This window comes from Duganella sp. CY15W, assembly GCF_009857555.1.
Taxonomy (GTDB): domain Bacteria; phylum Pseudomonadota; class Gammaproteobacteria; order Burkholderiales; family Burkholderiaceae_D; genus Rugamonas; species Rugamonas sacchari.
This window is the reverse complement of record NZ_WWCQ01000002.1, coordinates 1185864-1210169: the sequence shown is the minus strand read 5'-3', so window position 1 is coordinate 1210169 and position 24306 is coordinate 1185864. Positions and strand designations below refer to the sequence as shown.

The window sequence follows — 24306 nt, the reverse complement described above, 5'->3', positions numbered from 1 at the left end:
GCCCGTTTGCCGACTGGAAATTCACGCGTCGACCAGCGCCTGTTTCAGCGCCTGATTGAAGGCCGGGATGTCGTCCGGCTTGCGGCTGGTGATGAGCTTGCCGTCCACCACCACTTCCTCGTCGCGCCATTCGGCGCCGGCGTTGCGCAGGTCCACCTGCAGGCTGGGCCAGCTGGTGATCTGCTTGCCTTTGACAAGGCCGGCGTCGATGAGCGTCCACGGGCCGTGGCAGATGGCGGCGATCGGCTTGTTCTCGCGGCCGAATTCGCGGATGAAGGTGATGGCTTCCGGGTGCAGCCGCAGCTGGTCGGGATTGGCCACGCCGCCCGGCAAGACCAGCGCGTCGAAGTCGGCCGGGCGGGCGTCGCGCACGTCCATTTCCACGATGAAGCGGGTGCTGGTCTGCAGATGCTGGAATCCTTGCACGTGCTCGCCGCGGGTCTTGGGCGAGACCAGCGTCACGCGCGCGCCTTCCTGTTCCAGAAAGCGGCGCGGTTCGCTGTATTCGACCTGCTCGACGCCGTCGGTCATCAGCACGGCGACGCGTTTGTCCTGTAGAGCTTTGCTCATGGTGTCTGCTCCCAAACATGGTTGGATGAGGACACAGGGTGCCACAGGCGCGGGCGCTTGCCTGTGCGTGGGCCAACATAGGCGGGCTATAATGGCCGCATGCACTTTTCCCTCCGTTATCTGCCGCTCGCTTTCTGCACGCTAGGCGCCTGCGCGCTGGCGGCGCCCGGCGAACTGGTGATGCTGGCGCCGCTGGACCAGGCCATGCCGATTGTGCGCTTTCAGAACGGCGCCATCAGCGGTGGCATCGTCAAGGATGTGGGCGACCTGCTGGCGCTGCGCCTGGGGCGGCGCCCGGTCTACCTCACCGCCGATTCGCCCGACGTGATGCCGGCGCTCAGCAGCGGCCGCGCGGACGCCATGTGCTATGTGATGCCGTTCTGGATCGATGGCGACTACAACTGGAGCGTGCCACTGCTGCCGGATGCGGAAATGGTGGCCGCACGAAGTGACATGCCGCACCTGCGTTCACTCAAGGACCTCAAGGACAAGCCGGTCGGTACGGTGGTCCACTACCGCTATCCGCGCGTGGAGCAGGTGCTGGGCAAGCGCTTCCGGCGCGTCGATGCGGGCAGCATGGAGAAGAACATCCAGCAGATGGTGGCCGGCAAGCTGCCGTACACCATGATGAGCGAGGCCACGCTGAACTATCTGCACCGCACACGCACCGCGCTCAATGTGCGCGCGGACCTGGTGTTTTCGGCCTACAAGGCGCACTGCGCGTTTTCGCAGAAATCCACCGTGCCGTTCGAGGACGCCACCAAGGCCATCGATGCGCTCATCAAGGATGGCAGCATCGATCAGATCATGGCGCGCTACCGCTAGCGCCAAAGCCGGGGCGATCGGCGCCGGAAAACCAGCCGCCGCCGGACACAATTAATTCACAAGTAAAATATTATTTACCTATGCTGCGCTGCAGGCCAAATTTCGCTTTAAGAAATTTTTGACTTGGATCAATGTTTTTACTGCACTGCATCAATAGACTTTGTCACGTTACTTAACGACGACAAAGAGGAAGTGAAATGAGTAAGTCTCTAGCAGCAGTACTGGCAGCCCTGACCCTGATGAGCGGTAATGCCTTTGCAGAAGAGAGCCCATGGCTGGTGCGCGCACGCGCGGTGCATCTGGACCCGGCGGACAAATCCGACGCGCTGGGCGGCGTCGGCAAAACCGACCGTATCGGCGTCAGCAGCAAAACCATCCCGGAAGTGGACATCTCCTATTTCTTCACCAAAAACATCGCGGCCGAGCTGATCCTGACCTATCCGCAAAAGCACGACGTCACACTGGATGGCGCCAAGATCGGCACCGTCAAGCACCTGCCGCCGACGCTGCTGGTGCAGTACCACTTCCTGCCGGACGCCCAGTTCCGTCCGTACGTGGGCGCGGGCGTCAACTACACCACGTTCTCCAAGAACGAACTGCTGAACGGCGCGGCCAGCCTCGAGCATGACAGCTTCGGCCTGGCACTGCAGGCGGGCGCCGACGTTGCCATCGACAAGAACTGGTCGATCAACTTCGACGTGAAAAAAGCGCAGATCCGCAGCGACGTGCTGATCGGTGGTGCCAAGGCCAGCCGCGTGAAGATCGACCCGCTGATGATCGGCGTCGGCATCGGCTACCGTTTCTAAGAAGCACCACCCCACGCATGGGGCGCTATAATATTTCCAGATCGATAGCAACGAAATGGAAAGCCCCATGCGCAAGATTCTGATAGTCCTGATGCCACTGCTGCTGGCCGCCTGCGTAGACGATACCGCGTCCTACTATGCGGACGGCCCGGTGGGCAATCATGCGCTGACCATTCATCGCGCGCAGAAACACTTCTGGAGCAGCGCCAGCCGCGTCGAGCTCATCATGCAGCGCCTGCCCGACTGCCTGCGGCGCATCGAACTGACCGAGATGCCGGCGGAAGATGTGGAAATCGAACTGCTGTCGGGCGGCGACAACGTCTGGACGCTGCGCGCCGGCCAGGAAATGTGGCAGGTCGAAACGCAGACCTGCACCCAGTATCCCGACGTCAAAGGCGATGGTGGCGAGCTGATGGGTGTATTCCGCGCCGACGGCGACAAATTCGTCTACGAAGCCGCCGTCGTCGAAACCGTCCCCGCCGACGCCCCCGCCAAATAATCCGGGGTCAGGTCCGTCATTTCTACACGAACTCATGTAGAAATGGCGGACCTGACCCCGTTTTTATCAGCGGGCCAGGGCGATCTGGCGCGAGGTGGCGGTGCGGCGGGTGGCGGCGCGAGCACGTGGTGCGGCGGGCGCATGCGTATCGCCACTCAGTTTGAAGCGCGCGACCAGGGCGGCCAGTGTGGCGGCCTGTTCCTGCATGCTGCCGGCCGCAGCGGCGGCCTCTTCGACCAGCGCGGCGTTCTGCTGCGTGACGGAATCCATCTCGGTGATCGCCATGTTGACGTGGCCGATGCCGGTGCTTTGCTCGCTCGAGGCGTCGGTGATCGCCGACATGATCTGGGTGACGCGTGAAACGCTGGTCACTACCTGATCCATCGTCGTGCCCGCCTCTGCCACGAGCGCGCTGCCGGCGCCGATGCTGTCCACCGAGGCGTTGATAAGTTCCTTGATTTCCTTGGCCGCCGCCGCCGAACGCTGGGCCAGGTTGCGCACTTCCGACGCCACCACGGCAAAGCCGCGGCCCTGTTCGCCCGCGCGCGCCGCTTCCACCGCCGCGTTCAGGGCCAGGATGTTGGTCTGGAAGGCGATGCCGTCAATCACGCTGATGATGTCGACAATGCGCGTGGCCGAAGCATTGATGGTTTCCATGGTCTGCACCACTTGCGACACCACCTTGCCGCCGCGCTCCGCCACTTCCGAGGCCGATTGCACCAGCTGGTTGGCCTGCACGGCGTTGTCCGCATTCTGGGTCACGGTGGAGGTCAGTTCTTCCATCGACGCCGCCGTTTCCTCCAGCGAGCTGGCCTGCGATTCGGTGCGCGCCGACAAATCCATATTGCCGCTGGCGATTTCGCCCGACGCGGTGGCGATGGTGTCGGCACTGTGGCGGATTTCGCGGATGGTTTCGGCCAGGCGCTGCTGCATCGCCTTCACCGAGTGCAGGATGCTGCCCTGGTCCGACTCGTGCACCTTGACGTCCACGCTGAGGTCGCCCTCGGCAATGGTGCGCGTGACTTCGCCCACATACTCGGGATCGCCGCCGATGGTGTGGCGCAGGCTCTTGTTGACGAGGCTCACCACCACCCACAGCAGCACGCACACCAGCGCCAGCCAGCCGGCCGACACCAGCAGCGACTCGCGGAACGCGGTGTCGATGTCATCGGTGTACACGCCGGTCACCAGGTCCCAGCCCCATGGCTCGTAGTGCACCACGCGGCTCATCTTGGGCACGGGTTCGTTGGAACCAGGGCGCGACCAGTAATAGCTGACAAAGCCGCCGCCCTCGGGCAAGGCGCCGGTCGCGGCAATCGCGCGGTAGACGTACGTGCCTTTGGGATCTTTCAGGTCGACCAGATCCTTGCCATTGTTTTCCGGCTTGATCGGGTGCATCAGTGACTTGGTGCCGCTGCTGATGGTGAAGTAGCCATCCTTGGCGTAGCGCAGGCCGCGAATGAGGTCCATCGCCTGTTTCTGCGCATCTTCCTTGCTCAGGGTGCCGGCCGCAGCCTTGTCGCCATACTGCTTGACGATATTCAGCGCCAGATCATCCAGGCTGCGCAGGTCGTTCTGCCGCTCTTCCATGCGGACATTGCGGGTCTGAATAGTTTCAAACAAGAAAATTGCGGTGATGCACAGCAGACTGCAAAGCAAGGGCACCCACAGCTTCTGCTGGAACGATAACTTGTTCATTTAGTTTGTCTCCTATTGTTCTATGGAAATGAGCATACCTCCAAATGTGTCACGTATGGTGCAAGAAATTTAATGCTGTGGTTTATCCGCAATAAAGCAAAACGGGCGCTGCGATCTGATCGCAGCGCCCGTCAAGAGCAACGTTGTCGCCTGATTATTGTGCAGTTTTGTCTTTCACTTGCTTGGCGGCCAGTTGCGCCTTGACCTCGGCGTTTTTTGCGCGTGGCGCCATGTAGGCCGGGTCCTGATATGCTTCATTGATGTCCAGCAGGCCGGCCTTGCGGGCGGCGATGGTGTCCGCCTTGACTTGCTCACGGGTCAGCGTGCTGCTGCCAGTGTTGCGGAAGGCTTGATCGACGGCGGCTTCGTTGGTGTCAGCGGCAAACGTGGTGCCGGCGGCAACCAGCAAGGCGGCAGCGGCGAGGATAGATTGGGCTTTCATGTTCATGCTCCTGAAGAGGAATTCGATGGAGTCATCTTAGTATTAAAAATTCTGATTAAATAGCGCAAAATTCCACTCAAATTCATCCGTTTATCCGATGATAAAGCCGTGTGATCGTGGTTGTGACAAGCTAGGTAGTGTTCTTGAGCAACGAAATGTGTCAGAATAATGATTTCCTTCTTAACAATTCTGCGCCCCCATGAAATTCCCTTTGTCGATCCTGCTGCTGGCCTCTAGCGCGTGCGTAGTCCACGCCGCACCGGCCGTGCCCAAGTTCGACGGGGCGGCGCTGGTGGAGCAGATCAGTACGCTGGCCTCGGATGAGTTCGAAGGCCGCGCGCCCGGCACCAATGGCGAAACCCAGACCATCGAATATCTGCAACAACAGTTCAAGAAACTGGGGCTGGAGCCGGGCAATCCGGACGGCACCTACCTGCAGACGGTGCCGCTGGCCGGCATCTCCAGTCATCCCACGCTGCGCTATGGCAGCACCCAGCTGAAGTTCGGCGAAGACTACGTGGCCTGGACCGCGCGCGCCGACAAGCAGATCGAGGTAGCCGATTCCGAACTGGTGTTTGTCGGCTACGGCGTGCAGGCGCCGGAGTTCAAGTGGGACGATTACAAAGGCGTGGACCTGAAAGGCAAGACGCTGGTCATGCTCATCAACGACCCACCGGTGCCTGACCCGAAAAAACCGAAAATGCTGGACCCGGCCGTGTTCGGTGGCCATGCGGTGACGTGGTACGGCCGCTGGAACTACAAATTCGAAATGGCCGCGAAGATGGGCGCGGCAGCGGCGCTGATCGTGCACGAAACCAAGGCGGCCGGCTATCCGTATGAAGTCGTGGTCAATGGCTGGGGCCGCGAAAACTTCGCGCTGAAAAGCAGCAAGCCGGACGGCTACATGCCCGCCATCGCCGGCTGGCTGCAGAACGAGCGCGCCTGCGATCTGTTCAAGGCCGCCGGCAAGGACTTGGCAGAGCTCAAGCAGCAGGCGCTGTCGCGCAACTTCAAGCCTATCCCGCTGGGCATCAAAATCAACCTGGCGACCGTGAACGCGGTGCGGGAGGTGGCGTCGCACAACGTGGTGGCGCGGATTGCCGGTTCCGATCCGCAACTCAAGAACGAAGTGGTGGTGTACACGGCGCACTGGGACCATTTCGGTATTGATGAAACGCTTCCAGGCCCGCGCACGCAGCAAATTTTCCACGGTGCGGTGGACAATGCGAGCGGCGTCGCCGGTCTGCTGCAAATTGCTAAAGCCTACAAAGCGATGCCGACACCGCCCAAGCGCAGCATCCTGTTTGTGGCAACCACGGCGGAAGAACGCGGCCTGCTCGGTGCGCAATACTACGTGCGCCATCCGCTGTACCCGATCAGCAAGACCATCCTCAACATCAATATTGACGGCCTGAACCTGTGGGGCCGCACGCGCGATGTCGAGCTGAGCGGCATGGGCAAATCGTCGGCGGACGACATCGTGGCCGCCATCGCCGCCAGACAGGGGCGCGTGGTCAAGCCCGACAGCAACGTCAGCTACGGCAGCTACTACCGCGGCGACCAGCTGGAATTTGCGCGCGTCGGCATCCCGACCATCTACCTGCGCAGCAGCGCCGGCAAGCTGCTGAACTACACCGCGCAGCACTACCACACCGTCAGCGACACCGTACAAGCCAACTGGAACACCAGCGGCGCGGTTGAAGACCTGAGCCTGCTATTCCAGGCCGGCTACCAGGCCGCGCAAGCCAAAGACCAGCCCAAGTGGAAAGACAGCGCCGAATTCCAGCGCCACTGATCCGGGCAGTAGTTAAAGGCGGGCGATAAGGGCAGCGGTGTGGGGGCCGGCGGCGAGCGTCGCCAGTTTGGGGGCCAGCTTTTGCAGCTGCGCGAGGTTGCGTTGCTGGAAGGCGTCGGTGCCGGCGATCTGGATGTCGGCCAGTACGCCTTGCGCCGCTTGCTCAATGCGCGCGCTGTCCTGCGGCGCCAGGTCAATCACGCTGTTCAGGTAGGTCACGCCCCATTGCAGGCGCGTCGCGGGACCGGTCGCGGCTTGCCATGCCTTGCCATACCATGCCAGCACGCCCGCGATGTCGCTGCGGCGCTTGGCGTTCGCGGCCAGGCTCAGCATGAAGTAGTACGGTGAATGCGAACGCGGCAGTTCGGCCAGCAGCACTTGTTCCGCTTGCGCGCTCAGGCCGGCGTCGTTGAGGGCGCTGACGGCGGTGTTCACCAGTGTGTGGCGTTCGTAGGGATCGGTGGACGCGGCCAGCGCTTCCTCCACTTTCTCGCGCACCCGATCTTGCAAGCCGTGTGCCGGCGCCAGCAGGCGGGCCAGGCGCATTTGCAGACGCACGGCCATCAGGCGGTCCGGTGCGCTGAGCCAAAAGTCATCGGCCCACTGCGCAGCGACACCGCCCAGCGCTGCCGCCAGTTCTTCGCGGCGGCTGGCAATTTTGATCAGGTTGACGCCGCTGTTGTTGAAGATGTCCATGTTGACGCGCGCCAGCCGGGCATCGGCCAGCAGCGCCAGCAAGTCTGCGGCATCGACTGCGCCGGCCGCCAGTTGGGCATGCAGGCGCAGGCGGGCGGCGTCAGGATCGGTGCTGGCGGCCGCCAGCGTTGCCAGCGTCGGCGCCAGCGCGCGCGTACCCAGCAGTTTGCCCTCGTCGGTATCCCAGGAGTAGTGGGCCAGCAAGGTCCACTCGTCGCCGCTCAAGGCGCGCGTGCCTGTCAGGGCGGCGTCCAGCGCGGCGGCGGCCGATGAGCCGGCCGCATGGACGGTCAAGGCAGTATCGAATGCGGCAACGAACAGCTCGCCATCGAGCTCGCACGGCAGGCGCGTGATTTCGCTGCCGTCAGGCGCAAACAGCACCAGCGTCGGATAGCTGCGCAGCGCGTACTGCGCGGCCAGCGCCTGTGCGCCTGCGCTGTCGCCGTCGAGGTGATAGCACAGCACGGCCGCGCTCCGCTGCACGAACTCGTCGCGCGCGAAGATCTCCGATTTGACGCGGTTGCACGGCGGGCACCAGACGGCGCCCCAGTACAGGAACAGGGGCCGCTGCTGCGCCCCGGCCAGCGCAAACGCATCCGCCAGGCTGCCGCCCAGCCATTCGATGGCTGCCATCGGCGTTAATCCTTGGCCAGCGCCAGGAATTCGGTCCGCATCGCCAGGTTAGGCTGCAGTTCGCCCAGCATGGCGGAGGTAACCGTCTCTTCGCCCGGCGTGCGGATGCCGCGGCTTTCCATGCACAGATGGCGGCATTTGATGATTACGCCCACCGCTTTCGGCTCCAGCACGTCCATCAGCGCGTTGGCGATCTGCATGGTCATGCGTTCCTGCACCTGCAGGCGCTTGGAGAAGCAGTCCACCAGGCGGGTCAGCTTGGACAGGCCGACGATCTTGCCGTTCGGGATGTAGCCCACGGTGGCCTTGCCGAAGAACGGCGCCAGGTGGTGCTCGCAATGGCTGTACACCGGGATATTGCGGACGATGATGAATTCGTTGTACTGCTCCGCGCCATCTTCAAACGCTTTCAGCAGTTTGACCGGGTCCTGCTCGTAGCCCGAGGTCCAGTGCTTCCAGGCTTTCGCCACGCGCGCCGGGGTTTCCTGCAGGCCGGGACGGTCCGGATCTTCACCAAAACTGGCAATCAGGCGGCGCCAGTCGTTTTCCGAGAATTCTTCTTGAGACATGATGAAACACCTTTTTTCAAATTTGCCCGACAGTATATAGAAAACGCCGGGACTTCACCCGCGCTCAGGCGGGCCGGTGGGCGTCGATGAGCTTGGCGGCAATCGAGACTTTGACCGGCGTCTCCGGCCATTCGTCGCCCGGCCCGAACCAGCGCGCTTCGGCGATCTCGGTCGCGTCGACGCGGATCTCGCCGTCCAGGTAATCGGCCGTGTAGGCGATCATCAGCGAATGCGGGAACGGCCACGACTGGCTGCCGAAATACTGGAGGTTGTGCACGCGCAGGCCGACCTCTTCATACACTTCGCGGTGGATGGCCTCTTCGACCGATTCGCCCGCTTCCAGGAAGCCGGCCAGCGCCGTGTAGCGCTTGTAGGGCGAATTGGTGTGCATCGCCAGCAGCACCTGATCGCCCTTGCGCACCAGCACCATCATGGCCGGCGAGATGCGCGGATAGGCGCTGTGGCAGCACTGCGGACAGCGCAGGCAGCGCTCGCCTTCGAGCAATTGCAGCGGCGTGGCGCAGGCGCCGCAATAGCGGTGGGTGCGCGCCCATTCAAGAATCTGGTAAGCACGGCCGGCGATGCCCAGGAAGCCGTCATCCACCACGCTGAACAGCGAGCGCAGGCTGTGATAGCTGAATTCCGGCCCCGGCAGCAGTGGCTCATCCAGCCATACGGCCTGGTAGTAGCGCCCCGCCATCTCGCCCAGCGGATGCACGCGCTCGGCCGGCAAGGCCAGGCCGGCCAGGTCCGCCAGCTCCGGCAAGCCCAGCACAGTGTTGCGCAGAAGCAACTCGCCGCGATGGAACACGAATGTTAGCGGCCTGTCATGCTCCTGCGGCCGTATCAGCGGGGTAAATGTGGCGGGAGTTTGCAGCATAGCCGGGAAAATAGAGGATGGACACGGAACAGCATCTTACAGTGTTTCCTGATTACCTATTTTGCGCGCAAAAATCGGCGACTTTCTTGGCGGAAAAATCAACGCTAAGTCATTGTTTTCAGACCAAGATTTAAAGGATTTTTAGCGCTCTTTTCTCTGGATAAGGCCGTTTGGCGGTACTATATTCTATCGTCAGGAGAATATCGACCATGCCATCTTTAATACCAGGTTTTAACACCGACCAAATCGCCAGCTTGCAGACCAGCCAAGTCATCCAGATGAGCACGGAGGACATCAGCTTGCTGTCGACCGCGCAGGTGCAAGCCTTGAGCCTCCAGAATCTGGCCGTGATCGGCACCGCCCAGCTGCGTGCAATGACGACGCGCACCTTGTCCGCGCTGACCACCCAGCAACTGGGCCAGGGTCTGACGACCAAGCAAATTGCCGCCCTGACCACGGGCCAGCTGGTGAACCTGACGACCGACCAGCTGACCGCCGGCCTGACGACCGACCAATTTGCCGCGCTATCGACGGCACAGCTGGGCTCGCTGACGACGGCGCAATTCTCCCTGATCCCGACCAACGACATCGCTGCGCTCAAGACCGCGCAGCTGGCGTCGCTGAGCACCACCCAGCTGCGCACGCTGGGCAGCAGCCAGATTGCCGCGCTGACCACCAGCCAGGCTGTCGCCCTGTCCACCCGCCAGATCGCTGCCCTGACCAGCGCGCAACTGGCCGGCATCGAGACGGCCGACATCAATGTACTCGGCAGCCAGCAGCTGAATGCGCTGGGCACCAGCCAGATCACCACGCTCAACAGCGACCAGATCGGTGCGCTGCGCACCGCCCAGTCCAGCAACCTGTCGACTACGCTGATTGCCGCGCTCGGCACCGAGCAGCTGGCCGCGCTGGGCACGGACGGCTTTGCCGCCCTTAAAACCGCGCAGATCGCCGCGCTGACCACCAAACAGTTTGCCGCCCTCAGCACCGACCAGATCGTCGCGCTGACCACGGCGCAAACCGTGGCCCTGACCACGCTGCAGCTGAGCCAGCTGTCCAGCACCCAGCTGGCCGCGATGGAAACCCAGGACTTCGCCGCACTGCGCAGCAACCAGCTGGCCGCCCTGGGCAGCGCCACCACCGCGCTGCTGGGCACCGACCAGATCGCCGCACTGACCACGGCCCAAGTGGCCGCCATGTCGCTGGGCCAGATCCGTGCACTGACCACTGACCAGATCGTCGCGCTGACCACCGGCCAGTTCACCGCGCTGCAAAGCGCGCAGCTGCAAGCACTGAACAGCAACCAGCTGGCCGCGATTGAAACCCGCGACATCGCCGCGCTGCGCACCCAGCAGGTGGCGGTACTGACCTCCAACCAGCTCAACGCACTGGGCACCGATCAGATCGTCAGCCTGAGTACCGCCCAGGCCGCCGCGCTGGGCACCGCGCAGATCGGCACGCTGTCGACCACCCAGCTGGCCACGCTGGACACGCAAGACGTGGCCGCACTGCGCACCCAGCAGGTCGCAGCCATCTCCACCGCCGCCATGTCTATCCTGTCGAGCGCGCAAGTGGCCGCGCTGAACTCGGCGCAACTGAGCGCGCTGCAAAGCAAGCAGCTGGCCGCGCTCAGCACCGACAATATCGCCGTGCTGACGTCCGTCCAGGTCGGCGGCTTCACCACCCAGCAGATTGCCGCGCTGTCGTCGTCGCAGGTGGCGGCGCTGGGCGACACCGTATTTGGCAGCCTCAAGACGCAGCAATTCGCCGCCCTGAGCACCAGCCTGATTGCCGCCCTGAGCACTGCCCAGATCGCCGCGCTGAAAACCGCGCAGGCCAATGCCCTGACCTCGCTGCAACTGTCGGCCTTCTCGAGCGACCAGCTGGCCGCGCTGTCGACCGCCGACCTCGCTGTGATCCGCACCCAGCAGCTGGCCGGCCTGAGCACCAGCAACGTCAGCCTGCTGACCACCGACCAGTTCTCGGCCTTGACCACGGCCCAGGTGGCAGCATTGAGCAGCCGCCAGTTGAGCGTGCTCAGCAGCGACCAGATCGTCAGCCTCACCACGGCCCAGGCCGGTGCGCTGACGACGCAGCAAGTCGCCGCCATGGGCACCGAGCAGGTCGCCGTCATGGAAACCCGTGACCTGGCCGCGCTCAAGACCAACCAGATCGCCGCACTGACCAACGGCCAGATCGCCGCGCTCGACAGCGACCAGATCATCGGCCTCAGCACCCAGCAATACACCGCGCTGACCAGCAAGCAAGTGGCCGCGTTGAGCACCGCGCAGGTGGCCGTCATGCAGACAGCCGATCTCAACGCGCTGCAAACCCGTCAGGTCGTCGCCCTCATCAGCGACGCGATTGCCGCCATCACCACCGACCAGTTGTCGGTGCTGGGCACGGCCGCACTGAACGCGCTGACCAGCGACCAGCTGGCGGCGCTGACCACCGACCAGATCGTTGCGCTGAGCACCCAGCAAGTGGCCAGCCTCAACACGCGCAGCCTGGCCGCGCTGTCGACCAACCAGCTGAACGCGCTGGAAACGCGCGACTTTGCCGCACTCAAGACCAACCAGATTGCCGCGCTGACCGCCGGCCAAGTGGCCGCACTGAATACCGACCTCATCGTCGCCCTCACCACCGCCCAGGCCGGCGCACTGACGCCGGTGCAACTGGTGGCGCTGACCAGCGACCAGATGAACGCCATGGAAACCCAGGACTTCGCCGCGCTGAAGACCAGCCAGCTGCTGGGCCTGGGCACCAAGGCCATCGCCACGCTGACGCCGGGCCAGGTGGCCGCACTGAAGACCGAACAGCTGATCCAGCTGACCTCGGACCAGGTGCAGGTCCTGAGCAGCAGCCAGCTGGCCGTGCTGAGCACCTTGCAGATCGGCGCCCTGACCAGCGCCCAGATCAGCTACCTGCTGACCGAGCAGGTAGCTGTCTTGACCACCGCCGACTGGGCCGCCCTCAAGTCCAGCCAGCTCAACGCACTGAGCAGCAAACAGATCGCCGCCATCACCAGCGACCAGATCGTGGCGCTGACCACGCAGCAAGCCAGCCAGCTCAGCACGCGTCAGCTGGGGGCGCTGTCGACCGACCAGCTCAACGCCATGGAAAGCCAGGACCTGGGCGCGCTGACCAGCAACCAGATCGCCAGCCTGGGCACGGGCGCGATTGCCGCGCTGAGCCTGTCGCTGCTGGCCGCGCTGAAAACCCAGCAAGCTGCCGCGCTGACCTCTAACCAGGTTCAGGCGCTGGGCACGGCACAGGTGGCCGCGCTGAGCACCGCACAGATCAGCAGCCTCAACACCGCGCAAGTTGCCGCACTCGACAGCAACCAGGTGCAAGCCATCGAAACCCAGGACCTGGCCGCCCTGAAAACCCAGCAGGTGGCCGCCTTCAGCACCAGCCAGATCGCCGCGCTCAATAGCGACCAGATCGTGGCGCTGTCGACGCTGCAAGTCAGCAACCTGAGCACGCGCCAGCTGTCCGTGCTGTCCACCGACCAGGTCATCGCGCTGGAAACGCGCGACCTGGCCGCGCTGAAAACCCAGCAGATCGCCGGCCTCGGCAGCGACAATCTGAATGCCCTCATCAGCGCCCAGGTGCAAGCGCTGACCACGGCCCAGATCGGCGCCCTGAGCAGCAGCCAGCTGCAAGCACTGAACACCACGCAAGTGGCCGAACTCACTACCGGCCAGGTCGCCGGCCTGACCAGCACGCACATCAGCCTGCTGAGCAGCGACCAGTTGGTGGCCTTGGGCACGGATGGCCTGTCGCGCCTCAAGACCCAGCAGATCACCGCGCTGCGCACGGCCCAGGTGGCCACGCTCAATAGCGACCAGATCATTGCACTGACCACCCAGCAAGTCAGCAACCTGAGCAGCCAGCAAGTGGCCGCGCTCGGCAGCGACCAGCTGAACGCGATGGAAACGCAAGACCTCGCATCGCTGCGCACCCAGCAGATCGCCGCCCTGGGAACGGCCCAGGTGGCCGGCCTGAGCAGCCGCCAGACCGGCGCGCTGACCACCCAGCAAATCACCGGCCTGACCTCGGCCCAGCTCAATGCGCTTGACGCCAGCCAGCTGCAAGGCCTGTCCACCGCCGCGATTGCCGCGCTGCGCACCGCGCAAATGGCGGTGCTGAGCACGGACCAGCTCAGCGCACTGCTGAGCGACCAGTTCCGCGTTCTCAACACCGCCCAGATCGCTGCACTGACCACCGCCCAGTTCCAGTCGCTGAGCACCGACCAGATCGTGGCGCTGAGCACGCTGCAAGCGTCCAGCCTGAACAGCACCCAGATCCAGTCGCTGAGCGCCAGCCAGCTGGCCGCGCTGGAAACCCAGGACCTGGCCGCCATGAAGACGGCCCAGATCAACGCGCTGAAAACGTCGCAACTGGTGCTGCTGAACAGCAGCCAGATCGCCGGCCTCAGCACGCTGCAAGTGGCCAACCTGAGCACCGCGCAACTGTCCGCGCTGATCACCGACCAGATCGTGGCGCTGGAATCGCAAGACCTGGCCGCGCTCAAGACCCAGCAAGTGCTGGCTCTGTCCAGCGACCAGCTGGACGCCATCAGCACCGACCAGCTGCAAGCCGTCACACTGGCCCAGCTGGCCGCGCTGAGCACGGCGCAGCTGCAATCGCTGCTGACCTCGCAGATTGCCGCCCTCAGCACCCAGCAGATCGGCGCCCTCATCACGGCCCAGATCGCCGCGCTGGGCAACAACCAGCTGGCCGCGCTGAACACGGATGACATCAGCGCGCTCAAATCAGCCCAGATCGGCGCCCTGCGCACCGCGCAAGTGGCGCTGTTGAGCACCGACCAGATTGTCGCGCTCAAGAGCAACCAGGTGGCCGCCATGTCGACCACCCAGCTGACGGCGCTGAACTCCGACCAGATCGGCGCGCTGAGCACCGACGACTTCGCCGCGCTGAGCGCCGCCCAGCTGGCAGCGCTGGGCGGCTTGAACAACCTCAGCACCGACCAGATCCAGGGCCTGACCACCAACCAGATCGCCGGCCTCACTACGGCCCAGATCGCGGGCTTCAACACCGCCCAGATCGTGGCCCTGACCACGCGCCAGATCGGCGCACTGAGCACCGCCGGCGTCGCCTCGCTGAGCAGCGACCAGCTGCGTGCCGTGGAACTGGTCGACCTGGCCGCCATGAAAACCGCGCAGATCCTGGCGCTGAGCAGCGACCAGGTGCAGCTGCTGACCTCCGACCAGGTCGGCGCCCTGACCACCTCCCAGGCCCAGGCGCTGAGCAGCAGCCAGCTGCGCGCGCTGACCTCGGCGCAAGTACAAGCCCTCAGCACCGACGACCTGTTCGCGCTGAAATCCGCGCAGATCCAGGCGCTGTCGAGCGACCAGCTGAACACGCTGCAACCGGGCCAGCTGCAAAGCCTGGGCCTGGTCCAGCTGACCGCGCTCAGCAGCGCACAGCTGCAGGCACTCAGCAGTGACCAGATCGTCGGCTTGACCACCCAGCAATTCGGCTTCCTGAGCACGGCGCAAGTGGCGCTGCTGACCACCGCCCAGCTGGGCGCGATCGAGCTGGAAGACCTGGCTGCGCTCAAGACCAGCCAGATCCAGGCCCTCAGCAGCACCCAGCTGCAAGCGCTGACCAACGACCGCATCATTGCCCTGACCACCCAGCAGGTGCAGGCGCTGGGCACGGCGCAGGTGGCCGCGCTGACCACGAGCCAGATCCAGGCTGTCGAAACGGAAGACCTGGCCGTCCTCAAGGCCGCGCAGCTGCAGGCGCTGAGCAGCGACCAGCTCAACAGCCTGTACGGCGTCCAGTGGCAAAACCTGGGCACCGCCCAGCTCAACGCGCTGACCACCACGCAATTCCGCGCACTGAGCAGCGACCAGATCATCCTGCTGACCACCGACCAGGCCGGCATGCTGGCGACCGCGCAGATCGCCTCGCTGAACTCGTCCCAGCTGGCCGCGCTGGAGCTGGAAGACCTGGCCGTCCTGAGCAGCAACCAGATCGCCGCGCTGAGCACCTTGCAGATGAGCCAGCTGGACCTGGCCCACATCGCCGGCTTCAGCACCCAGCAGGCCGCCGGCCTCAGCGGCGCCCAGCTCGGCGCGCTGAGCACCGACCAGTTCCAGGCCCTGGGCACGGACGCCGTGTCGGCGCTGAAAACCGCGCAAGTTGCCGGCCTCAGCACCAACCAGCTGATCTCGCTGACCATCGACCAGTTGCAGCACCTGACCACCGACCAGATCGACGCACTGACCTCGTCGCAGGCGCGCGCGCTGACTACCGACCAGGTCGCCGCGCTGACCACACTGCAAGTGGACAACCTGGGTACGCGCCAGTTGAACGCACTGAGCAGCAGCCAGATCGCCGCCCTCAGCACCGACAACTTCGCCACCCTGTCCAGCAGCCAGATCGCCGCGCTCAACGCCGCCCAGTTCGGCGCCATCACCACCGACCAGATGGTAGCGCTGAGCAGCATGCAGGCCGCCTCGCTGGGCACCGCACAGGTCGCCGCACTCAGCAGCGACCAGCTTGACGCGCTGGAAAGCGCCGACTTCATCGCGCTCAAGAGCACGCAGATTGCCGCCATCACCACCGCCAACATCGCCGCGCTGACCACCGACCTGGTCAGCGTGCTGACCACCGCGCAAATGACCGGCATCAGCAGCGATCAGATCAAGGCCCTGAATACCGACCAGGTTGCCGCGCTGAACAGCACGCAAGCCACCGCGCTCAACTCGGCCCAGATTGCCGCCTTCAGCACCAGCCAGATCGGTGCGCTGAGCACGGCCGACTTTGTTGCGCTGCGCAGCAACCAGTTGGCCGCACTGAGCACCACGCAATTTGCCGCGCTGACCAGCGACCAGCTCAACGCCCTGTCCACCAGCGCCTTCACCGCGCTGACCACGGCCATGCTGGAATCGCTGACCACCAGCCAGTTCAGCCAGCTGACCACGGCCCAGATCGGCGCCCTGACCTCGACCCAGGCCGGCGCGCTGAGTACCGGACAGCTCAGCACCTTGAGCACCGACCAGTTCGCCGTCATCAGCACCACCGCCATCCGCAACCTGCAATCGGGCCAGTTTGGCGCGCTGACCACCGACCAGATCGTCGCGCTGACCACGCAGCAAGTGCGCGCGCTCAACAGCATGCAGCTGGGCGCCCTGACCAGCGCCCAGGTGGCCGCACTGGAAACCACCGACCTGGCCGCACTGGGCACGGCACAGCTGGGCCTGCTGAACACCGACCAGCTGCAAGCGCTGCTGACCGACCAGCTGGCCTCGCTGTCGACTGCGCAGATCAGCACCTTGAGCACCGACCAGATCAGCAGCGGCCTGACCACCGCGCAAATCGTCGCGCTGACCACCGCGCAAGCCGCCGCGCTGGCCACCAAGCAGGTGGCCGCCCTGACGACCGACCAGATCGCCGCCCTGGAAACTGCCGACCTGTCCTCGTTCAGCACGCGCCAGATGCAGGCCCTGACCAGTGACCAGCTGAACACGCTGAGCACCGATCAGCTCAACAGCCTGACCACCACCGAGCTGGCCGCGCTGACCACGGCCCAGATCAGTGCCGGTCTCAGCACAGCCCAGCTGGCCGCGCTGGACACCAACCACATCAGCGCGCTGAGCACCAGCCAGCTGACCTGGGGTGTGGGCGCGGCCGCGATTGCCGCACTGACCACCGACCAGCTGGCCGCACTGCGCACCGCGCAAACCGCGACGCTGAGCACCACCCAGATCAGCCTGCTGACCACCGAACAGATCGTCGCCCTGACCACCGCCCAGACCGCCACGCTGACCACTCAGCAAATCGCCGCCCTGGGCAGCGACCAGGTGGCCGCGCTGGAAACGGCGGACGTCGGCGTCCTGACCACGCGCCAGATCGCCGCCCTGAACGCCCAGCAACTGGGCGCCATGGCTGCCATCCAGCTCAACGCCCTGAGCACCGCGCAACTGGCCGCACTTGGCACGAGCCAACTCAGCAATGGCCTCACCACGGCGCAGGCCGCAGCGCTCGACACCGACCACATCACGGCGCTGACCACCGCCCAGCTGGCGTACGGCTTCACCGTCGACAGCCTGGCCGCGCTCGGCAGCGACCAGATCCAGTCGCTGCGCACGGTACAGATCGCCACCATGACCACCGCGCAGATCAGCAGCCTCAGCACGGCCCAGATCGCCGCGCTGCGCAGCGACCAGATGACCGGCCTGTCCACCGCCCAGATGCCAACGCTGACAGCCGACCAGCTGGCCGCGCTGAGCACGGCGCAAGTGGCCGCGCTGGACACCCAGGACGTGGCAGCATTGAGCGCCGGCCAGTTCGCCGGCCTCAGCACCGCGCAAACGGCCGCGCTGACCACCGGCCAGGTACGCGGCCTGAAAACCGCCCAGGTCAACGCCGTGGACGCCAGCCAGATCGCCGCCTTCAGCACCGACCAGCTGCAAGCGCTGAGCACGCAACAAGCAGCCGCGCTGAGCGTGGACGCCTTCACCGGCCTGTCCACCGACCAACTGGGGGCGCTGACCACGCAGGACGTGGCCGCCATCGGCACCTCGCAACTGTCCAGCCTGGACACAAGCAAACTGGTCGGCCTCAACACCAGCCAGATCCAGGCGCTCACCAGCGTCCAGCTGGGCGCCATGACCGCCGACCAGATGTACGCCCTGAGCACCACGCAGATTACCGCGCTGCGCACCGCCCAGATCGGCTACCTGACCACCGCGCAGCTGGCCGCGCTGTCCGATCCGCAAGTCCAGTCGCTGACCACCGACCAGGTTGCCGCGATCAAGCTGAGCCAGATCCCGGCGCTGACCGTCGACCAGGTGGGCGCACTCGGTTCCGATCAGCTGCGCGCCATGACCACCGCGCAGATCCAGGCCCTGAGCAGCACCCAGCTCAACGCCCTGACCGGCACCCAGGCAGGTGCGCTGACCACCACCCAGATGGCAGCGCTCAAAAACGCCCAGATCGCCGCACTGAGCGTGGACCAGATCTCCGGCTTCACCACCACCCAGTTGGCGGCCTGGAGCACGGTCCAGCTGGGCGCACTGACCGCCAGCCAGATCGGCTACCTGTCCACCGACCAGATCGCCGGCCTGACCAACGCCCAGGTTGCCGGCCTGAAAACCAGCCAGCTCATAGTCTTCAGCAACACCCAGCTGCAAGCCTTCACCGCCGGCCAGATGCCATCGCTGGCGACCGCCGGACTGGCGGCGCTGAGCCTGTCCCAGGCCAACGCCTTCACCGGCAGCCAGGTGGCAGCGATGTCGGTCACCCAGACCATGTCGCTGAACGCCTCCTCGGTGAACTACGCCACGCCGCTGATCCTCGACCTTGACGGCAACGGCGTACAAACGCTGAGCATTGCCGCCGGCGTCCAGTTCGACATCCGCGGCGCCGGCCAGAAAGTCAGCACCGGCTGGGTCGACGCCCACGACGGCCTGCTGGCCCTGGACCGCAACGGCGACGGCATCATCAACGATGGTAGCGAACTGTTCGGCAGCGGCACCACGCTGGCCGACGGCAGCAAGGCCAAGGACGGTTACAGTGCCCTGCAAGCGCTGGACAGCAACGGCGACGGCCAGATCACCAGCGCCGACAGCGCCTACGGCGAACTGCGCGTCTGGATCGACGGCAACTCCGACGGCATCAGCCAGGCCGATGAACTGAAGACCCTGGCCCAGCTCAAGATTGCATCGATCAGCGTCAAGGCCAACAACACCCTGACCCAGCAGAACGGCAACCTCGTCGGCCTGACCTCGAGCTACACCAGCAGCGACGGCAGCGTGCACCAGAGCGCGGACGTCTGGTTCCTGGCACAGAACCAGACAGCAACACCATCTGCCTCCCTGCAACAGCAAGTGAGCGGCCTGAGCAACGCCATCGCCGGCTACGCCAGCACTGCGGCCGCGCCGGCGTCCTCCGCGCCACAGCTGGAGACCGCCAAACCGGCAGCCTCGGCAGCCGCCCTGGCCGACGGCAGCCAGGCCCTGAGCGACGCCCTCAAGCAATACCGCGCCGTCCAAGGCCTGCAAGGCTTCACCGCCGCCGTCACCGGAAAAACCTCGGCAGCCGAGCACGCCACCAGCTGGTTCACCGTCCCCAACCGCTAAAAACCCGCGGCCAATCCGGGGTCAGTTCTTGCAATCCAACACGAGCTCAGCCGTAAGTCATCTTACGGCTGAGCTCGTGTTGGATTGCAAGAACTGACCCCGGATTGCTGAATGGTTGAGCAGCGGGCGTTTTACAGTCTTGCTCCAGAGCCAAAAGTTGCCCCTTACCTAGCTACAAAAAGGTATGATAGGGCTTACCTTTTGTGGTTCTATTTGAAGCTCAGCTATGACCGTACAAGTACCTGCTGCACCTGTCCCCGTCGATAACAGCCCGCTGGGCACTGTCATGGGTATGGCCGTCAAAGGCGTCCTCTCCATCGGCGACCTGTTCGGCGCGGCGGCGGTGCTCCAGGAAAGCGGTCAGTTGCAAGCCGCTATCGCCCTGTACCGTACCTGGATCGATTACACGCCTTCGCCGCTGGCGTATGCCGCCTGCTTCAATCTGGCGGTGGTGCTGTCCAGCTCGGGCGATGACGCCGGCGCCGAGGTGGTGCTGCGCAAGGCGATGGCGCTGAATCCGCATTTCGTCGAGGCCCGCCTCAATCTCGGTACGCTGCTGGAACGCACCGGCCGTCCCAACGACGCGCTGGCGATGTGGCAGTCCATCCTGTCCGATCCGATCGAACCGGACATCAAGACCAACACCACGCTGTACATCCAGACCCTGAACAATCTGGGCCGTCTACTGGAAATCCAAAAACGCTATCCGGAAGCGGAAGCCATGCTGGCCGTGAGCCTCGGCGTCGATCCGCAACAGGCCAATGTGATGACCCACTGGGTGCACCTGCGCCAGAAGCAGTGCGAGTGGCCGGTCTACTCGGGCCTTGAGCACATCTCGCTGGCCACCATGATGGAAGGCACCTCGGCGCTGGCCATGCTCAGCGCCTCTGCCGATCCGGCCATGCAGCTGGCCGCCGCCAAGCGCTTCGTCAACGAGAAGATCAACGCCGCCGTGGCGCCGCTGACGGGCGCCCATGGCTATGGCCACAACCGCCTGCGCATCGGCTACCTGTCGTCGGACTTCTGCTCGCACGCAGTGTCCATCCTGACAGCCGAGCTGTATGAGCTGCATGACCGTAACAAGTTCGAGGTCTACGCCTTCAGCTGGAGCCGCGAAGACGGTTCGCCGATCCGCGCCCGCGTGGTCAAGGCCATGGACCATTACATCCGCATCGATAAGCTCAGCGACGAGCAGGCCGCGCGCACCATCCGCGCCCACGAAATCGATATCCTGGTCGACCTGCACGGCCTGACGCTGGGCGCCCGCCCGCAGATCCTGGCCTACCGCCCGGCCCCTGTGCAGCTGACCTATCTCGGCTTCCCCGGCAGTACCGGCCTGCCCGGCATCGATTACGTGATCGCCGACGAGTTCCTGATTACGCCGGAGATGACCGCGCACTTCACCGAGAAGCCGCTGTATCTGCCGGACTGCTTCCAGATCAACGACCGCCAGCGCGCCATCGCACCCAAGCCAACGCGCGCCTCCGTCAACCTGCCGGAAGACGCGTTTGTCTTCTGCTCGTTCAACAACAACTTCAAGTTCACGCCCGACCTGTTCGAGGTGTGGATGAATATTCTGCGCCGCGTGCCGAATTCGGTTCTCTGGCTGGTGGCCGATTATCCGGAAGTGCGCGAGAACCTGTACCGCAATGCCGAAGCGGCCGGCATTGACCGCAACCGCCTGATCTTCAACACCCGCGCCGTGCCGGCCGAATACCTGGCGCGCTACCAGCTGGCCGACCTGTTCCTGGATACCTTCCCGTTCAACGCCGGCACCACCGCCAGCGATGCGCTGTGGGCCGGCCTGCCGCTGCTGACCTGCGCCGGCCAGACCTTCTCGTCGCGCATGGCGGGCAGCCTGCTGCGCGCGGTCGACCTGTCGCAGCTGATTACCCATAACTTCGCCGACTACGAAGAGAAGGCCGTGGAACTGGCCAACAACCCGCAGCGTATCGCCGCGATGAAGCGTCAGCTGCAGGCCAACCGCCTGACCTGCGCGCTGTTCGACAGCCCGCGCTTCGTGCGCAATATGGAAGCGGCGCTGCTCAAGGTCGCCAAGCCGGCCGCACCGCGCCTGGCCGCGCCAGCGCATGCCGTGCATCCGTCGGAAGAAGCTTCGCCAGCACCGGTGCGTATCGACCAGATCCCGATTGTCACTGTGTCCTACAACGCACCGGACCTGATCGAGGCGCTGCTGCGCACCCTGCGCCAGCACTACACCAACCGCGTCTACGTGATCGATGGTTCGAATCCGGATGTGGCGGAACAGATCCGCGCCATCACCGATGGCTACGACAACGTCGAGTTCATCCCGTTCGGCTACAACATCCACCATGGTCCCGGCATGTCGTGGGCCATCAATCATCTGGGCCTGTCGGGCGAGGTGCTGTTCCTCGATTCGGATGTGGAGATCCTCAAGCCGGGCTTCCTGGAATCGCTGCACAGCAATCTGAAACCAGAGATGTACGGCGTCGGCAACGTCCAGTGGGTCAACGAATCGGGCCACAGCCGCGATGTGGACGGCATCCCTTATCTGCACCCGGCCTGCATGCTGGTGAATGTGGAGGTGATGCGCCAGTGGCCAATGCCGATCAAGCACGGCGCCCCGCTACTGCCGGCCATGATCGCACTGCACCAGGCCGGCGCCGGCAATCTGCTGCTGGGCGTGGACTGGGTACGCGATGATTTCAGCCGCGAGCCGCAGCGCCACTACATCAAGCATGACTGGCAGGGCACGGTGATCCGCACCGGCGGCTACCACTACGACCTGCCGAGCGCCAGTACCGAGATCAATGCGGACCTGCTGAACCTTGTGCCGGTCACTGCCCGCAAGGTGGTGGAGCTGGGCTGCCGCGACGGCTCCTTCGCCAAGGCTTACCGCGCCCGCAATCCGCTGGCCAACTACACCGGCATCGAAGCCGATCCGGCGCTGGCGCAGGCGGCGCGTCCGCATTGCGATTTCGTCTTCAACGATCATATCGAGCATGCCGGCGCGGAGCTGTGGGACCACGTGCGCGGCGCGGATTGCTGGGTACTGGATGAGGCGCTGGAAAAGGTGGACGATCCATGGAGCCTGCTGCACAAGATCCGCACCAATATCGCTCCGGGCGGCAAGATCGTGATCGCGCTGCGCAATTTCCAGCACTGGAGCATGCAGGCGCGCCTGAATGTGGGCGATATGCGGTATGGCGCCGGCGGCATCGAAAAATCGCGCAAGCGCATGTTCACGCGCGGCGTCATGCTGGAGATGCTGCAGCAGTCCGGCTTCCAGATCAGCGGCGGCAGCGCGCGCATTACCGATGAACCGGCGCGCGAGAAATACCTGCCGGCGATCCGCATGATGGCCGGCGCCAGCGGCGTCGATCCGGTGATGGCAGTGGAAGATGCGCTGCCATGGCAGTACATCATGGTCGCGGTCACCGCATAATTACCGACTTACACGGACCCTTACATGAGCTATCCAAAAGTCAGCATCATCATCCCGTCTTACAAGCCGCAGCATTTCGAGATGTGTCTGCGCTCGGCCATCGGCCAGACCTATCTGAACACCGAGATTCTGGTCAGCGACAACTGCCCGACCGAAGAGATCCGAGACATCTGCGCGCGCTATGCGCACAACGGCGTGATCTACCAGCGCTCCAGCGTCTACCGTGAGCAGAACGTCAACGCGGCACTGGCTGGCGCCAAAGGCGAATACGTCAAGCCGCTGTTCGATGATGATCTGCTGCACCCGTTCTGCCTCGAGCGCATGGTCGCGGCGATGCAGCCGCGTCCTGAAGTGGAGCTGGTGTTCTCGGCCTCGCAAGTCATCAACTCCGACAACGAACGTACCGAAACCCGCCGGCCGTACGAAGCCAGCGGCACCCTGTCCGGTCTGGACGTGCAGCGCCGCGTCACGCTGGGCATGGAGAACTTCATCGGCGAATTCACCACGGTGATGTTCCGCCGTCAGACCATGTGGAACGTCGGCCTGCACAATCTGTACAAGATGGGCGACCACGATTTCCTCACCGGCCTGGCCGACCTGATCGCGTATCTGAACCTGACCAAAAACGCCAGCATGTTCTACATCGACGAAGAGCTGACCTACTTCCGCAAGGACCAGCGCCTGCAGTCGAATTCCAACCCGGCGTCGAACCCGTTCTTTGGCAACTGCTTCTCAGACTACATCGACCTGCTGCGCGTCTCGCTGGATGCGGACACGATCAGCCGCGATGAGTACCGTTCCATGAATCCGCAGGTGGATGCCGTGTTCCTGCGTCTGAATAACATCTTCCCGCAAGTCGGCGAAGCGCGCGAACGCTACCTGGCCAAACTGGCCAAGCTGGATCAGTAAGGAGCAATGGATGTCACACCTGGATAAAAGCCGGTTGATCGATCTGCCCAAGTTCCACGACCCGCGCGGCAACCTGTCCGTGATCGAGGGCGGACAGCAGGTCCCGTTCGACATCAAGCGTGTGTACTACCTGTACGACGTGCCGGGCGGCTCGTCGCGCGCCGGCCACGGCCACCTGGAACTGCAGCAGTTTTTTATCGCCATGTCGGGCAGCTTCGACGTGATTGTCGATGACGGCTACAACCGCAAACGTGTGCACCTGAACCGCTCCTACTACGGCCTGTATGTGCCGGGCATGATGTGGCGCGAGGTGGAAAACTTCTCGTCGGGCGGTGTCTGCCTGGTGCTGGCATCGACCCACTACGACCCATCCGACTACTATTTCGACTACGACGAATTCGTGCAGGCCGCACACAAACATCATCCCACATAACGCATC

Annotated in this window: 14 protein-coding genes; 8 read left to right on the top strand and 6 right to left on the bottom strand. The window is 64.2% G+C overall.

Going from position 1 to position 24306, the window contains the following annotated elements:
• Positions 1-21: 21 nt before the first annotated feature.
• Positions 22-570, bottom strand: a complete 549-nt coding sequence (locus tag GTP58_RS14775; protein WP_161078077.1) for a type 1 glutamine amidotransferase domain-containing protein — start codon at positions 568-570, stop codon at positions 22-24.
• 99 nt (positions 571-669) lie between these two features.
• Here GTP58_RS14775 and GTP58_RS14770 point away from each other — a divergent pair, with 99 nt between their 5' ends.
• The 3 genes from GTP58_RS14770 to GTP58_RS14760 all read left to right on the top strand — a co-directional run bounded on the left by GTP58_RS14770 (position 670) and on the right by GTP58_RS14760 (position 2700).
• On the top strand, positions 670-1395 hold the full coding sequence (locus GTP58_RS14770) for an ABC transporter substrate-binding protein (protein ID WP_161078076.1): 726 nt from the start codon (positions 670-672) through the stop codon (positions 1393-1395).
• 197 nt (positions 1396-1592) lie between these two features.
• A complete protein-coding gene (locus tag GTP58_RS14765) occupies positions 1593-2201 on the top strand; it encodes an OmpW family protein (protein ID WP_072783551.1) in 609 nt (202 codons plus the stop codon).
• 67 nt (positions 2202-2268) lie between these two features.
• Positions 2269-2700 carry a hypothetical protein gene (locus GTP58_RS14760; protein ID WP_161078075.1) on the top strand — a complete coding sequence of 144 codons (432 nt, stop codon included), beginning with the start codon at positions 2269-2271 and terminating at the stop codon, positions 2698-2700.
• A 66-nt stretch (positions 2701-2766) separates the two neighbouring features.
• Here the strand turns inward: GTP58_RS14760 and GTP58_RS14755 are convergent, their stop codons facing one another.
• A complete protein-coding gene (locus GTP58_RS14755) occupies positions 2767-4398 on the bottom strand; it encodes a methyl-accepting chemotaxis protein (RefSeq protein WP_161078074.1) in 1632 nt (543 codons plus the stop codon).
• Positions 4399-4552: 154 nt separating this feature from the next.
• Positions 4553-4840 carry a DUF4148 domain-containing protein gene (locus GTP58_RS14750; RefSeq protein ID WP_161078073.1) on the bottom strand — a complete coding sequence of 96 codons (288 nt, stop codon included), beginning with the start codon at positions 4838-4840 and terminating at the stop codon, positions 4553-4555.
• A gap of 199 nt (positions 4841-5039) precedes the next feature.
• Here GTP58_RS14750 and GTP58_RS14745 point away from each other — a divergent pair, with 199 nt between their 5' ends.
• Complete coding sequence (locus GTP58_RS14745; protein WP_161078072.1) at positions 5040-6635, top strand: M20/M25/M40 family metallo-hydrolase; 1596 nt, start codon at positions 5040-5042, stop codon at positions 6633-6635.
• Between the two features lie 12 nt (positions 6636-6647).
• Here the strand turns inward: GTP58_RS14745 and GTP58_RS14740 are convergent, their stop codons facing one another.
• The 3 genes from GTP58_RS14740 to nudC form a co-directional block, all read right to left on the bottom strand.
• Entirely contained in the window at positions 6648-7964 is a 1317-nt protein-coding gene (locus GTP58_RS14740) for a thioredoxin family protein (RefSeq protein ID WP_161078071.1), read from the bottom strand.
• Positions 7965-7969: 5 nt separating this feature from the next.
• A complete protein-coding gene (gene folE / locus GTP58_RS14735) occupies positions 7970-8533 on the bottom strand; it encodes a GTP cyclohydrolase I FolE (protein WP_161078070.1) in 564 nt (187 codons plus the stop codon).
• Positions 8534-8597: 64 nt separating this feature from the next.
• Positions 8598-9413, bottom strand: coding sequence for an NAD(+) diphosphatase (nudC, locus tag GTP58_RS14730; RefSeq protein ID WP_161078069.1), 816 nt, complete (start codon positions 9411-9413; stop codon positions 8598-8600).
• 209 nt (positions 9414-9622) lie between these two features.
• Here nudC and GTP58_RS14725 point away from each other — a divergent pair, with 209 nt between their 5' ends.
• The 4 genes from GTP58_RS14725 (at position 9623) to GTP58_RS14710 (ending at position 24300) form a co-directional block, all read left to right on the top strand.
• On the top strand, positions 9623-19531 hold the full coding sequence (locus GTP58_RS14725) for a hypothetical protein (protein ID WP_161078068.1): 9909 nt from the start codon (positions 9623-9625) through the stop codon (positions 19529-19531).
• 226 nt (positions 19532-19757) lie between these two features.
• The gene (locus tag GTP58_RS14720; RefSeq protein ID WP_161078067.1) at positions 19758-22958 is read left to right on the top strand and encodes a methyltransferase domain-containing protein; all 3201 of its coding nucleotides are present in this window, start codon (positions 19758-19760) and stop codon (positions 22956-22958) included.
• A gap of 24 nt (positions 22959-22982) precedes the next feature.
• Entirely contained in the window at positions 22983-23867 is an 885-nt protein-coding gene (locus GTP58_RS14715) for a glycosyltransferase (protein ID WP_161078066.1), read from the top strand.
• Positions 23868-23877: 10 nt separating this feature from the next.
• The gene (locus GTP58_RS14710; protein ID WP_161078065.1) at positions 23878-24300 is read left to right on the top strand and encodes an FdtA/QdtA family cupin domain-containing protein; all 423 of its coding nucleotides are present in this window, start codon (positions 23878-23880) and stop codon (positions 24298-24300) included.
• Positions 24301-24306: the final 6 nt, after the last annotated feature.

What these genes read in the sequence shown, in the direction of transcription:
- GTP58_RS14775 (WP_161078077.1), bottom strand. Translation starts at nt 570, where the DNA reads ATGAGCAAAGCTCTACAGGACAAACGCGTCGCCGTGCTGATGACCGAC.
- GTP58_RS14770 (WP_161078076.1), top strand. Translation starts at nt 670, where the DNA reads ATGCACTTTTCCCTCCGTTATCTGCCGCTCGCTTTCTGCACGCTAGGC.
- GTP58_RS14765 (WP_072783551.1), top strand. Translation starts at nt 1,593, where the DNA reads ATGAGTAAGTCTCTAGCAGCAGTACTGGCAGCCCTGACCCTGATGAGC.
- GTP58_RS14760 (WP_161078075.1), top strand. Translation starts at nt 2,269, where the DNA reads ATGCGCAAGATTCTGATAGTCCTGATGCCACTGCTGCTGGCCGCCTGC.
- GTP58_RS14755 (WP_161078074.1), bottom strand. Translation starts at nt 4,398, where the DNA reads ATGAACAAGTTATCGTTCCAGCAGAAGCTGTGGGTGCCCTTGCTTTGC.
- GTP58_RS14750 (WP_161078073.1), bottom strand. Translation starts at nt 4,840, where the DNA reads ATGAAAGCCCAATCTATCCTCGCCGCTGCCGCCTTGCTGGTTGCCGCC.
- GTP58_RS14745 (WP_161078072.1), top strand. Translation starts at nt 5,040, where the DNA reads ATGAAATTCCCTTTGTCGATCCTGCTGCTGGCCTCTAGCGCGTGCGTA.
- GTP58_RS14740 (WP_161078071.1), bottom strand. Translation starts at nt 7,964, where the DNA reads ATGGCAGCCATCGAATGGCTGGGCGGCAGCCTGGCGGATGCGTTTGCG.
- folE (WP_161078070.1), bottom strand. Translation starts at nt 8,533, where the DNA reads ATGTCTCAAGAAGAATTCTCGGAAAACGACTGGCGCCGCCTGATTGCC.
- nudC (WP_161078069.1), bottom strand. Translation starts at nt 9,413, where the DNA reads ATGCTGCAAACTCCCGCCACATTTACCCCGCTGATACGGCCGCAGGAG.
- GTP58_RS14725 (WP_161078068.1), top strand. Translation starts at nt 9,623, where the DNA reads ATGCCATCTTTAATACCAGGTTTTAACACCGACCAAATCGCCAGCTTG.
- GTP58_RS14720 (WP_161078067.1), top strand. Translation starts at nt 19,758, where the DNA reads ATGACCGTACAAGTACCTGCTGCACCTGTCCCCGTCGATAACAGCCCG.
- GTP58_RS14715 (WP_161078066.1), top strand. Translation starts at nt 22,983, where the DNA reads ATGAGCTATCCAAAAGTCAGCATCATCATCCCGTCTTACAAGCCGCAG.
- GTP58_RS14710 (WP_161078065.1), top strand. Translation starts at nt 23,878, where the DNA reads ATGTCACACCTGGATAAAAGCCGGTTGATCGATCTGCCCAAGTTCCAC.